The sequence below is a fragment of the Cylindrospermopsis raciborskii Cr2010 genome, assembly GCF_003367075.2.
Lineage (GTDB): Bacteria > Cyanobacteriota > Cyanobacteriia > Cyanobacteriales > Nostocaceae > Raphidiopsis > Raphidiopsis raciborskii.
Map to the genome: position 1 here is coordinate 3,213,484 of NZ_CP065936.1, position 12,826 is coordinate 3,226,309.

At 41.2% G+C, this 12,826-nt stretch carries 10 protein-coding genes; 9 read left to right on the plus strand and 1 reads right to left on the minus strand.

From position 1 onward, the window contains the following. Positions 1-26: 26 nt before the first annotated feature. Both C6N34_RS14715 and mrdA read left to right on the plus strand, forming a co-directional pair. A complete protein-coding gene (locus C6N34_RS14715; protein WP_071241759.1) occupies positions 27-764 on the plus strand; it encodes a cytochrome b/b6 domain-containing protein in 738 nt (245 codons plus the stop codon). Positions 765-848: 84 nt separating this feature from the next. Further along, complete coding sequence (gene mrdA / locus C6N34_RS14720; protein WP_115538268.1) at positions 849-2,642, plus strand: penicillin-binding protein 2; 1,794 nt, start codon at positions 849-851, stop codon at positions 2,640-2,642. 12 nt (positions 2,643-2,654) lie between these two features. On the opposite strand, the gene C6N34_RS14725 is transcribed toward mrdA, so the two are convergent. Next, complete coding sequence (locus tag C6N34_RS14725) at positions 2,655-3,086, minus strand: DUF29 domain-containing protein (RefSeq protein WP_040009658.1); 432 nt, start codon at positions 3,084-3,086, stop codon at positions 2,655-2,657. Positions 3,087-3,355: 269 nt separating this feature from the next. Between C6N34_RS14725 and C6N34_RS14730 the strand changes: the two genes are divergently transcribed. From C6N34_RS14730 to egtD, 7 genes are all read left to right on the plus strand, one after another. After that, entirely contained in the window at positions 3,356-6,745 is a 3,390-nt protein-coding gene (locus tag C6N34_RS14730) for a phycobilisome rod-core linker polypeptide (RefSeq protein ID WP_115538267.1), read from the plus strand. Positions 6,746-7,048: 303 nt separating this feature from the next. Next, positions 7,049-7,534 carry an allophycocyanin subunit alpha gene (gene apcA / locus C6N34_RS14735; protein ID WP_040009603.1) on the plus strand — a complete coding sequence of 162 codons (486 nt, stop codon included), beginning with the start codon at positions 7,049-7,051 and terminating at the stop codon, positions 7,532-7,534. Positions 7,535-7,602: 68 nt separating this feature from the next. Further along, on the plus strand, positions 7,603-8,088 hold the full coding sequence (gene apcB / locus C6N34_RS14740) for an allophycocyanin subunit beta (protein WP_006278150.1): 486 nt from the start codon (positions 7,603-7,605) through the stop codon (positions 8,086-8,088). A 471-nt stretch (positions 8,089-8,559) separates the two neighbouring features. Then, positions 8,560-8,766 carry a phycobilisome linker polypeptide gene (locus tag C6N34_RS14745; RefSeq protein ID WP_006278152.1) on the plus strand — a complete coding sequence of 69 codons (207 nt, stop codon included), beginning with the start codon at positions 8,560-8,562 and terminating at the stop codon, positions 8,764-8,766. Positions 8,767-8,851: 85 nt separating this feature from the next. Continuing rightward, on the plus strand, positions 8,852-10,009 hold the full coding sequence (locus tag C6N34_RS14750) for an FtsW/RodA/SpoVE family cell cycle protein (protein ID WP_057177130.1): 1,158 nt from the start codon (positions 8,852-8,854) through the stop codon (positions 10,007-10,009). 152 nt (positions 10,010-10,161) lie between these two features. After that, positions 10,162-11,511, plus strand: a complete 1,350-nt coding sequence (gene ovoA, locus C6N34_RS14755; protein WP_115538265.1) for a 5-histidylcysteine sulfoxide synthase — start codon at positions 10,162-10,164, stop codon at positions 11,509-11,511. 80 nt (positions 11,512-11,591) lie between these two features. After that, positions 11,592-12,572: an L-histidine N(alpha)-methyltransferase gene (gene egtD / locus C6N34_RS14760; RefSeq protein WP_115538264.1), complete on the plus strand. Its 981-nt coding sequence runs from the start codon at positions 11,592-11,594 to the stop codon at positions 12,570-12,572. The last annotated feature ends 254 nt before the right edge of the window (positions 12,573-12,826 follow it).

Here is a 12,826-nt window from a genome sequence, read left to right on the forward strand (position 1 = left end):
AACACCAATACACCCAATATTAACTCATGAGTCGTTCAACACCATATCAACCGCTAATTTTGAGGATTCTACACTCCTTGAGTGGTACTTTAGTGCTTGCTGCAATTATTACCGGGTTTTTAGTATATAATACCTTCGACAAAAGATTTGGCAGTCTTCCCATCGCCAAGATTAATCCTATTCAAGATATACACGGTACTGTTGCTTTACTATTCTTACTCTTATTACCCCTGTTTTCGCTTTATAGCTTCCATGGCGGAAAAATACGTTTATTGCAAGCGGACTCGCTACAGAAAGTATCCCAGCTCAATGAATTTAATCAACCGATTTGGTGGCTAAGTTTACAACGGTTGGCAAATACCTTCATGTTAATTGCTGCAGTTTTAGCAGTGACATCTGGAAGAATGATGAAAGAAGAATGGTTACCACTGGGAGAATTGGATCATATTTGGTATTATTGCCATTTAACAGCATGGTTAATTCTAATCTGTTCTTTAGCTATACACCTGTTAATGTCTGCTAAAGTTGGTGGTGCGCCACTACTGCTTTCCATGATTTCATGGAAAGTGCGCACTCAAGACAGTCCCAAGCACTGGTTAACTCGTTTACGTAATTGGTCTCTAACTCATAATTATAGGCAAAGCTTGGCAAACCTTTATCAGTTGCTACAAAGTAACACAATTTTAAGTTTGATTGAATTGCTAGTGATACTGGGAATTATTGCTGCTTTCCTATTACCTCTATTTTTCTCATCCGGTGATTAACCAGTAATGTTAGAGCAGAGTGGAAACTTGTAAACTACTCTTGTTTTTAAATAATACATATTCCACATCCCATATTTTCCTATCATGATTACATTACCACCATTACCACGGACAGTAAACAATCAAAAAAGTGACCGCACTGTTGGGCGTGGTCCACAATCCATATACTTAATACTATTCACCTTGTTAATGCTCTCTGGTATCACTGCTCGTTTGGTTTACTTACAAATCATTCAAGGACCCAAAATGCGGGTGCGCGCAGAATCTAACCGCGTGCGAATAATTCCCAAACAACCAGAAAGAGGAAATATTTTTGACCGTAATGGCAAACTATTAGCTACCACCCGCTACCCAAGATCCGTTTATTTGTGGCCCATGACACATACTAAACCATCTTGGTCTGTTGTTGGCCCTCGTTTATCGAAAATTCTGAATATCCCCCAGGTAGATATGGAAGATAAGCTGGAAGAAGCTGGAGCTTATTCTTCTTCTCTAGTTCGTATTGCTCGTCATTTAAATGAAGCTCAAATTACAGCTTTAAAGGAATATGCCACGGAATTACCAAACGTAGAAATAAATACCGATGCTGTTAGATACTATCCCCATGGAAAAATTTTAGCTCATGTGCTTGGCTATACACGAGAATTAACAGCAGAGCAACTGAAAAAACGTAGGTCCGAAGGTTATCGTCTGGGTGATGTGATTGGTCAGATGGGGGTGGAAAAAGCTCACGAAAAAACACTGCGAGGAGAATGGGGTGGTCAACAGGTAGAAGTGGATGGAGCTGGTAGACCCCTACGGGTGTTAGGTCAAAAAGAAGCTAAGGCAGGTAATGATTTACACTTAACCATAGATTTAGACATTCAAAAAGCAGCTGAAAAAGCTTTAGGTAGGCGTAATGGCTCAATAATTGCTCTTAATCCTAATAATGGTGAAGTGCTGGCCATGGTGTCCCATCCTACTTTTGATCCGAATGTTTTCTCCAAACAAAGACTTTCTCAGCGAGACTGGGAAAGTGTGCAGGGTGCGGATCACCCTCTAGTTAATAGAGCTTTGAGTGCGTTTCCCCCCGCTAGTACCTTTAAAATTGTGACCACTGCAGCGGCCATAGAATCAGGCAAGTTTGCTCCTAATACTGTGTTACAAACCTATGGTTCTTTAACTATTGGTGGAACTAGATTTGGGGAGTGGAATCATGCGGGATTTGGCCCCCTTGGTTTTGTCGGTGCAATGCAGTGGAGTAGTGATACTTTTTTCTACCAAATTGGCAAAGGTATTGGTGGTCCCACATTGATTGAATGGACTCGTAAATATGGATTTGGGAAAAAAACCGGTTTTGATTTTGTCACAGAAGAAGCTAGGGGTTTAGTACCTGATGACAATTGGAAACAGAAGGCTTGGAAAATTCCCTGGAGTATAGGTGACACTATTAATATGACCATTGGACAAGGTGCGCTTCTGACTACACCTTTACAAGTGGCAGTTATGTTTGCCGTACCTGCTAATGATGGCTACAGAGTTAAGCCACATTTGATAAAAGATAATGGAGATGCTAAAAAATGGCGTGATTCATTAAATATGAAGCCCATAACTATTAAGATCTTACGAGATGGTTTACGAAAGGTAATAACTGAAGGTACAGGTAAGGTTTTAAATAAACCTACCATTCCCCCAGTAGCTGGTAAAAGTGGTACTGCGGAAGCATGGAGGAATAAGGTGAAAGAAAATCATGCCTGGTTTGGTGCTTATGCACCTGCAGACAAACCAGAAATTGTTATCGTCGCTTTTGCGGAACATTCTGGTGGTGGTGGTGGTAGTGTTGCTGCACCGATGATTTTGGAAATTCTGGAAGATTATTTTTCCAGGAAACGTAAGTAAGGATTTACACTACTACTGGTTCCAAAAACAATCGGTTAGTAACCGATCCTGGGGGAAAGGACAAGTTGTGGGGAGTTCAACACCAGGATATATATCCCTTACATCTGATACAGCATCTTCCCAGGTTTCTGGGAAAACTTCCCCAAAATAGTTCTTGAGACTAGGTGACACTGCTAACAAACGCTTAATTTGTCTGCGTTGTTCTTTAATAGTTAACTCCCAACCTCGGTTGTCATAAGTATTGTTTATATAGCATCTTTTTAGTAGGTGTTCCAATAGGACTTCTAAGCGGTTTTGCAGAGCTTGTTTCTCACTGCGTCCCAAACTACTTATCTCCTCCCTAATATTTATCCAGTCAATACCATCTAAATCCTTATCTTCCAGCCTTTTTGCTTGCTCTTGAGTCCACAGCACAAAATCGTCATGGTACAGTGAGGAATTCATAACTGTCCCTTTATCCATCCTAACTCCCCCCCAGTTTAGCATTAGTGAGGAGAAATTGAAATCACAGAATAAATCACAAAATTGTCACACTTCTTAATAAATCAACAGCGTTACCACAAAAAGTTCTAATCTAAAAATTGACTGGGTTAATTTACTGGCAGTTTTGTAGGCGAGCTAAGCATAAAAATACCAATATGTCAAGTATATCAAGCCGCAAAACAACCCAGACTTAACACATAGACTTAACTTATAGGAGTTTTAACAATTCGATGAGTGTTAAGGCAAGTGGTGGAGGCTCCGTAGCACGTCCACAGTTATATCAAACTTTACCGGTAGCGACCATTTCCCAAGCGGAACAGCAAGACCGTTTTTTAGGGAGAGGGGAACTAACAGAACTGGAAAGCTATTTTGCATCCGGTGCAAAGCGCCTAGAAATTGCACAAGTTCTGACTGAAAACTCAGAGACCATTGTTTCTCGTGCAGCTAACCGCATCTTTGTTGGTGGTTCACCCATGGCATTCTTAGAAAAACCCCAAGAACCAGAAATGGCTCTGGTGGGTGGTAGTACCATGAATGTGCAAGAGGGTATGAAACTGGGAACCATCACCTATGTAGAAAGTCGGGGAGGATTCTTCGAGAGCTTGCGTTCCATTTTCAATACTTCTGCAGGTGGTCCCACACCTCCTGGGTTTAGACCGATTAATATTGCCCGTTATGGTCCTAGTAACATGTCCAAGAGCTTAAGGGACTTGTCCTGGTTCTTGCGCTATGCTACTTATGCCATTGTTGCAGGAGACCCAAACATCATTTCTGTTAATACCAGAGGACTCAGGGAAATCATTGAAAATGCTTGTTCTGGTGAAGCTACTATTGTTGCTTTACAGGAAATCAAGGTTGCTTCTTTGTCTTTCTTCCGTAAAGATCCAGTAGCTACAGAAATTGTCACTCAGTACATGGATGTTCTGCTGACTGAGTTCCAAGCACCAACCCCTTCCACAAAGGTTCGTCAACGTCCATCCGCAGATCAACAGGGTTTACAATTACCACAAATTTATTTTAACGCTGCCGAGCGTCGTCCTAAATATGTGATGAAACCTGGTTTGTCTGCTACTGAGAAGACAGAAGTGGTTAAGGCTGCTTATCGTCAGATCTTTGAGCGCGATATTACCCGTGCTTATAGTTTATCCATCTCCGACTTGGAATCGAAGGTGAAAAATGGCTCCATCTCCATGAAGGAGTTTGTGCGTCGTTTAGCTAAATCTCCCCTTTACCAAAAACAGTTTTACCAACCTTTTATTAATAGCCGAGTTATTGAACTGGCTTTCCGTCACATTTTAGGACGTGGACCTAGTAGTCGGGAGGAAGTGCAAAAATACTTTGCAATTATTTCCAATGGTGGTTTACCCGCTTTAGTAGATACCTTGGTGGATTCCAGAGAGTATAGCGATTATTTTGGGGAAGAAACCGTACCCTATATTCGCGGGTTGGGACAAGAAGCTCAAGAGTGTCGTAACTGGGGACCACAACAGGATCTGTTTAAATACAGTGCACCTTTCCGAAAAGTTCCCCAATTTATTACCACTTTTGCCGCTTATGAACAGCCATTGCCAGACCAACACCCTTATGGTTCGGGTAATGACCCTCTAGAAATTCAATTCGGCGCTATCTTCCCCAAAGAAACTCGTAACCCCAGCAGCAGTCCTGCACCTTTTGGTAAGGACACTCGTCGCATCCTCATTCACCAAGGACCAGGTATTAATAACCAATTGAGCAATCCTAAAGCTAGGGGTCTGGCCCCCAGTTCCTTGGGTGCAAAAGTGTTCAAGTTAGATCAGTTACCTGGAACTATTGGTAAAAAATCTGCCAAGGGTGCTAGTGTTAAATTCTCGGAAAGTTCTACCCAAGCTGTAATTAAAGCCTGTTACTTACAAGTATTTGGTCGCGATGTTTACGAGGGGCAAAGACTTAAAGTAGCAGAAATTAAACTGGAAAACGGTGAAATTACTGTTAGAGAGTTTATCAGAATCTTAGCCAAGTCCGATTTATTCCGGAAGATGTACTGGACTTCCTTATATGTTTGTAAGGCAATCGAGTACATTCATAGACGATTACTTGGTCGTCCTACCTATGGTCGTGAAGAAAACAACAAGTATTTTGATATTGCCTCTAAGAAGGGCTTTTATGCTGTTGTGGATGCTATTCTTGACACTGTAGAGTATAGCGAGTCCTTTGGTGAAGATACTGTCCCCTATGAACGTTATTTGACTCCCGCTGGTCTTTCCCTCCGTCAACTGCGAGTTGGTACTATCCGCGAGGACATCAACAAGGTGGAGAAGGAAGAAACTCCTCGCTTCGTGGAATTGGGTGCAGTTAAGGAATTACGGACCCAACCTAGTGTGGATTTCCGCATTAACCAAGGTGTAAGCAAACAGCGTGAACAAACTAAAGTGTTCAAACTAATTGCTACGGATAAACTAGCAGTTCAAACCCTGATTGGAGCTGCTTACCGTCAGGTATTTGAGCGGGATATTCCACCCTACATTATCCAAAATGAGTTTACCGATTTAGAAAGTAAGTTGGGTAATGGGGAAATCACTGTTAGGGAATTTATTCAGTCTTTGGGTGGTTCTGGTCTTTACATTAAGGAATTTTACACACCCTATCCCAATACTAAGGTAATTGAGCTGGGTACTAAGCATTTCCTTGGTCGCGCACCCCTAGATCAGGCAGAAATCCGTAAGTATAATCAAATATTGGCTACTCAAGGCATTAAAGCCTTTATCAATGCCATGGTAAATACTGCGGAATATGCTGAATCCTTTGGTGAAGATACTGTCCCCTACCGTCGCTTCCCCACCCTACCTGCTGCTAACTTCCCCAATACCGAAAAACTCTACAACCAGCTCACTAAACAAAATGATGATTTGGTTGTGCCTAGCTTTGAAACCCTACAACCTCGGATTAAGTCGGAAAATACCCCACTTCTGGGCAATGCGATCGCAGATTTAGCCATTAAAGCTAAACAAATGGACAAATCTAAACCATTGTTCATTGAACTGGGTCGTTCCTTTAACGATGGTCGTGGTCAATCAGTAGAAGTTGGTGTAGGCACAAGTCGCCGCAAACCGGCTCGTATCTACCGCATGACCGTAGGTACAAACAAACCTGAGATCAACCAGGTAATCAATGCCATTTACGTTCAGGTAATGGATGTATTTAGTGGGCAAATTCCCGACTATATCAGACGCAGTGATTTAGACAGTAGACTGCGTAATGGGGAAATCACCGTGCGTGAATTTGTGATTGAACTAGCCAGTTCGGAGATTTATCGCAAGCGGTTCTACACACCCTATCCCAACACCAAGGTGATTGAATTCTTGTTCCGTCACATTTTAGGGAGAGCCCCTGCAACTCAAGGTGAAATCCGTCAATATAACAAAATATTGGCAGATAGTGGTCTTAGAACAGCTGTAGAAACCATAGTCAACACTGGGGAATACAGTCGTTACTTTGGTGAAGATGTTGTCCCCTATAACCGCTTCCCATCCTTACCTGCTGGTAATTACCTAGGTAGTGTGAAAGCTGAAGCAGATCTAGTTAAACAGTCTTGGTCTAGTCTATCTCCATCCGTTTTAACCGGTCGCGGTACTAACAGATAAGGTAGATGTGGGGAATAGGACAGGTAGTGACAGGTAAAGTTACTCCTGTTTTACAATTCCCCAGACCCAAAACCCGGAAAATGAGCGATTGTGAAAAAAAATATTACAAAGTATTAAGAGCAGTAATGAATGCTCAACATAATGCTGGAAAATATTTTCCGGAAGGATAGAAAAATTTGGTAACTTCTTCACATTTGGGGAGCAAATGTAACCCAGAATGTATTAAGATACAAAACTGCTATCGACCAATGAAAATCCTACCAGTTTCAAACCTGGTGTCATTAGTTTTGGAGGAATCCATTAATGAGTATCGTCACGAAGTCCATCGTGAATGCTGATGCAGAAGCTCGCTACCTCAGCCCTGGTGAGTTAGATCGGATTAAGAGCTTTGTTTCTGGTGGTGCAGCACGTCTTCGTATTGCCCAAGTATTGACTGACAACCGCGAGCGCATCGTTAAGCAAGCTGGCGACCAATTGTTCCAAAAGCGTCCTGATGTTGTTTCTCCTGGTGGTAACGCTTACGGTCAAGAAATGACAGCTACCTGTCTTCGTGACCTAGACTATTACTTGCGTCTTGTAACCTACGGAATCGTTTCTGGAGATGTTACCCCCATCGAAGAAATCGGTATCGTTGGTGTACGTGAAATGTACAAGTCTTTGGGTACTCCCATTGAAGCTGTAGCTGGTGGCGTTGCTGCAATGAAATCCGTTGCTGCTACCCTGTTATCCGCTGAAGACTCAGCTGAAGCAGGTGCTTACTTCGACTACGTTGTTGGTGCAATGTCATAGGTTAGAGCGATTCCACAGCTAGAACCGAAAACTTTTGCAATCAGGTTGGAAATAAGGAAATAACAACAATGCAAGACGCTATTACCTCTGTAATTAATTCTTCTGACGTTCAAGGTAAATACCTGGACACCGCTGCTCTAGAAAAGCTGAAAGGCTACTTTGCCACTGGTGAACTGCGCGTCCGTGCAGCTACCACCATCAGTGCTAATGCTGCTGCGATCGTAAAAGAAGCTGTAGCTAAGTCCCTGTTGTACTCGGATATTACCCGTCCCGGTGGTAACATGTACACCACTCGCCGCTACGCAGCTTGTATCCGCGATTTGGATTACTACTTGCGTTATTCTACATACGCCATGTTAGCTGGAGATGCTTCCATCTTAGATGAGCGTGTATTAAACGGTTTGAAAGAAACCTACAACTCCTTGGGTGTACCCGCTGGTGCTACAGTTCAAGCTATCCAAGCCATGAAGGAAGTAACTGCTAGCTTAGTTGGTGCTGATGCTGGTAAGGAAATGGGAGTTTACTTCGACTATATTTCCTCTGGTTTGAGCTAAGAGTGAGTTAGCACTTTTTGGCATTCTATAAATGTTAGCAGTGCTACTTGGTTAAGGTCTGGAAATCAAATATGAGTTCTAGGTCGTTCTATATGCTTCGGGTGAGTATTAGCGGTCTAGTATTGATGTTAGATTTCCAGACTTTTAGGGTAAGCTCTACTGAGATAGCTTGTGGAGTAGACAAACCTCTCAAGAATCATCTTGAGACTACGATGAAACAGCAAGTAGGTTCTAAAGTCCAGATTTGTAAAGGTCTGAGTAGCTTTGGGTAGATCCTATAGAGCGGAATAGAATAGATATAGATATAGCCGTAGTCACCTACAAAGGTGCAAAGGCCTTCAGAATAGCTACCCATCAACCCTGTCTATAGCGTTCTGACTAGAGCTATAAATTCAAAGATTTGAGACAGGATTTAGTCTCAAGATTTTTCCGATAAAAAAGGTTTTCCAAAACACAGGGAGTTTAGAAAAAATGGCTCGTTTATTTAAAGTGACCGCTTGCGTTCCCAGCTTAACCCGCACCCGCACCCAAAGGGAATTACAGAATACTTATTTTACCAAGTTGGTTCCCTACGAAAACTGGTTCCGCGAGCAGCAACGAATTCAGAAAATGGGTGGTAAAATTGTTAAGGTAGAATTAGCAACTGGTAGGCAAGGTACTAATACTGGTTTGGCATGATTCTCATAGGTCAAAACTAGTCAAGTCTCCCCCGCTCCAACCGCCTTACTCGCTGTAGGGCGGTGTAAACATATATAGTTTCAACGTGAACCTACGTCAACTCATTCCATTTTTTGATCATTCTGCTGGTAATTGGGCCCCGGAAGCACGTTTGTTGCGCTGGTTGACATTGCTATGGTTAATCCTGGGGTTAATTATGCTTTTTTCTGCATCTTATCCCGTAGCTGCTGAACGCCAGGATGATGGGTTGTATTACTTTAAACGTCAAATTATTTGGGTCTTTGTTGGTCTCATTTTATTTAACTGGATTGTAAATACCCCCTTATCTAAAATTTTAGCAGCATCCCATTGGTTTTTATTCCTATTTTTATTACTAATTTTCCTCATCCTTGTTCCCGGGGTAGGAAAAAAGGCTTTTGATGCAGCGCGGTGGATAGCCATTGGTCCTATTCCCATTCAACCATCAGAATTAATCAAGCCATTTTTAGTCCTACAAAGTGCTAGACTTTTTGCCCAGTGGGAAAAACTCTCCCCACAAGTTCGTCTGTTTTGGTTAGGTGTGTTTTGTTTAGTCCTGTTAGGGATTCTTGCCCAACCTAATCTTAGTACCACTGCGCTTTGTGGCATGACAATTTGGTTTATTGCTCTAGCCAGTGGCATACCCTACAGATACTTGGTAGGAACAGCATTAGGAGGGTTTTCCCTGGCATTATTAAGTATGAGTATTAAGGAGTACCAACGGCGTCGAGTCATGTCTTTTCTAAATCCTTGGGCTGATCCTACAGGGGATGGATATCAGTTGGTACAAAGTTTACTAGCAGTGGGTACAGGTCAAACCTGGGGAGTGGGATTTGGTATGTCCCAGCAGAAATTGTTTTATTTACCCATTCAAGATACGGATTTTATTTTTGCAGTTTTCGCTGAAGAGTTTGGTTTTGTGGGTGGTATAGTGCTTTTATTAGTGTTGGGTATGTTTGCAACCCTGGGATTAATAATTGCCTTGAAGGCTAAAAATCCCATTCACAAATTAGTAGCAACAGGTGTGACTGTACTTATAATTGGACAATCACTATTACATATTGCTGTTACAACAGGTGCCATACCAACCACGGGTTTACCTTTACCCATGTTTAGTTATGGGGGTAATTCCATGGTTGCCAGTTTAATGGCTTGCTCTTTATTAATTCGCGTTGCTAGAGAAAGTAGTGAAGCTGAGATTTTGTCGTTGAAAAAATCAGACTAACTCAATCAGCGAAATAACCATTGCTGGGGAGCTAAACCATAATGGTTAAATTTTGGTTAATAATGAAAAAAACGCCACCGGGTGTAGTATCTATGTAACAGCACGTACATAAATAGTGTGCTGATAACCCGGATAAAATTTAACCTCAAAAAATGCCAACCCTATCCCGACTTCCTCATCTAGCATCTACCCAAATCATCAACCTAGATTGTTGTAGTAGGAAAAACCTGCTTGATTACTTTAACAACTCTTGGGAGTTAGAAACAACCCTATTAAGAAGCATCACTCACCCGGATGCTTTTTACCTGAATCCGGATCCTTTGAGAAACCGATCAATTTTTTATTTGGGACACTCAGCAGTTTTTTACATTAACAAGTTAGTTCGAGTTGGATTATTGCCAAATCCCATCAATCCCCAATTTGAGATTTTGTTCGAGGTTGGTGTTGACCCAGAAACACCTGATGAACTAGAATTGGCAACCCAACATATTATCTGGCCCGATGTAGACCAGGTTTGGGAATATAGAGAAAATGCCAGACAAGCAATTACTGAGATAATTGAAAATACACCTTTAAATTTGCCTATTCACGCCCAACATCCCCTATGGGCATTATTAATGGGAATTGAACACAGTCGCATACATTTTGAGACCTCTTCTATGCTGCTACGTCAGTTACCAGTTGAGTATTTAAGGTTGCCATCAGGATGGAATTATGCACCCAGTCATGGTAAAATACCCCCTAATCAAATGCAAGAAATTCCTGGTGGTTTAGTTAAATTAGGTAAGAAAGAAGATGATTTAACTTTTGGTTGGGATAGCGAATATGGCAGTTTAGAAATTGTAGTTCGACCGTTTTTAGCCAGTAGTAATCTGATTACCAATGGAGAATTTTTACAATTTATACAAGCTGGTGGCTATGAAAATTCAGAATATTGGCATGGTGAATCCTGGCAATGGAAACAACAAAATAATGTGCAACATCCTAAATTTTGGCTATTGGAAAATTCCCACAATTACAAGTATCGGGCAACTTTTGATATTTTAGAATTGCCTGTAGATTGGCCAGTGGAAGTCAATTATTATGAAGCAATGGCTTACTGTCAATGGCAAGGTACTCGTTTAATGACAGAACCAGAATGGAATCGGGCTTGGGAATTTTCCACCAATAACCAGGGAGATAGGACTGAGGAAAATAATTATAATCTCAACCTGAAATATATTTCTCCCAGTCCCGTGGGCATGTTTTCAAAAAGATCCGGGTTAGCTGACCTACGAGGAAACGTGTGGGAGTGGTTATCTAGTACATTTTCTCCCCTACCTGGATTTACCACCCATTATCTATATGAAGACCAGTCAGCACCATTTTTTGATGGTAAGCATCAAATGATGGTTGGTGGTTCTTGGGCTACAAATGGCACTATGGCCCTACCCTGTTATCGCAACTGGTTTCGCCCCTATTTCTATCAGCATGTGGGTTTTAGAACTGCCATGAGTTTGTAAGGGAAATTTCCAGTTACTAATGACTCAAAATCCTGAGATTTTGATAAAATCAGAGAAATAAAAATAAGAGGATAAAACAAATGCTTTTAGCACCCGTAACAGTTTTAGAACAACAATATCAACACTTGCATGATGATGGTCAGGATGTAATTCAGGGATTACTTGGAAATCCCAAAACCTTGTCCCCTAAGTATTTTTATGATGATCGGGGTTCCCTATTATTTGAGGAAATTTGTGATTTGCCAGAATATTATCCTACTCGTACAGAAGCTTCAATTTTGCAACAATATGCTGGGGAAATTGCCGAACTAACTAATTGTTGTGAGTTGATAGAATTGGGTAGTGGTAGTTCTACTAAAACTCAACTTTTACTGGATGCTTATCAGAAAATATCCCATACTTGTAGATACCTACCAGTTGATGTGAGTGGAGGTATTCTCAAAACTAGCGTTCTGCAATTGAAGGATAAATATCCTCAAATTGATATTCATGGGTTGCTGGGAACCTATGAACAGGCATTATTTCATTTAGAGTCCAATTATTTACAATCTCGTTTGTTGTTTTTCCTGGGTAGTTCCCTAGGCAATTTTAGTCAACAGGAATGTGATAGATTCCTCACCCAAGTTTCCACAACTTTAAAAACCGGTGATTTCCTTTTGCTGGGGGTTGATTTACACAAAGACAAAGGGATTTTAGAACCAGCTTATAATGATGCTCAAGGTGTAACTGCTGCGTTTAACTTGAACATGCTTACCCATTTAAATTGGCGATTTAATGGAAACTTTGACACAAACTTGTTTAAGCACCAAGCAACATATAATTTGAAAGAAAGGCAAATTGAAATGCGACTCCATTGTCAAGAAAGTCATTGGCTGAATTTAGCATCTTTGGATTTACAGGTTTTCTTTGAAGCAGGTGAGTCTATACTAACAGAAATTTCCCGCAAATTTGATTTACTCCAAATGTCCCAGCAACTGGAAAGCAAAGGATTAAAAACAGTGAGAACTTGGAAGGATGACAATGGGTGGTTTGGATTAATTCTTTGTCAAAAATCTTTGTAATTCGTCCGTGTGCGTTATTTAACGCACCTTTTTCATTCAATATCAATCAATTGATTAGTTTATATCTAGCACCTGGGGTGCGATCGCCGAGGTACTTTCAGTATTAATGACAGATTGTAAAGTTCCAAATTTTTCCACTTTAGTATGGTAGGATAAACGCTCGGTTAGGAAATTTACTTACTTGAGGTGAAAAGCTATGGAAGCAGTAATGAAAATACTCTAGGGAATTAACCAGTCGAATGCTATTTTTGTCA

Bases quoted from the DNA above. Each gene is read 5' to 3' on its own strand.
- C6N34_RS14715 (WP_071241759.1), top strand. From the start codon at position 27: ATGAGTCGTTCAACACCATATCAACCGCTAATTTTGAGGATTCTACAC.
- mrdA (WP_115538268.1), top strand. From the start codon at position 849: ATGATTACATTACCACCATTACCACGGACAGTAAACAATCAAAAAAGT.
- C6N34_RS14725 (WP_040009658.1), bottom strand. From the start codon at position 3,086: ATGAATTCCTCACTGTACCATGACGATTTTGTGCTGTGGACTCAAGAG.
- C6N34_RS14730 (WP_115538267.1), top strand. From the start codon at position 3,356: ATGAGTGTTAAGGCAAGTGGTGGAGGCTCCGTAGCACGTCCACAGTTA.
- apcA (WP_040009603.1), top strand. From the start codon at position 7,049: ATGAGTATCGTCACGAAGTCCATCGTGAATGCTGATGCAGAAGCTCGC.
- apcB (WP_006278150.1), top strand. From the start codon at position 7,603: ATGCAAGACGCTATTACCTCTGTAATTAATTCTTCTGACGTTCAAGGT.
- C6N34_RS14745 (WP_006278152.1), top strand. From the start codon at position 8,560: ATGGCTCGTTTATTTAAAGTGACCGCTTGCGTTCCCAGCTTAACCCGC.
- ovoA (WP_115538265.1), top strand. From the start codon at position 10,162: ATGCCAACCCTATCCCGACTTCCTCATCTAGCATCTACCCAAATCATC.
- egtD (WP_115538264.1), top strand. From the start codon at position 11,592: ATGCTTTTAGCACCCGTAACAGTTTTAGAACAACAATATCAACACTTG.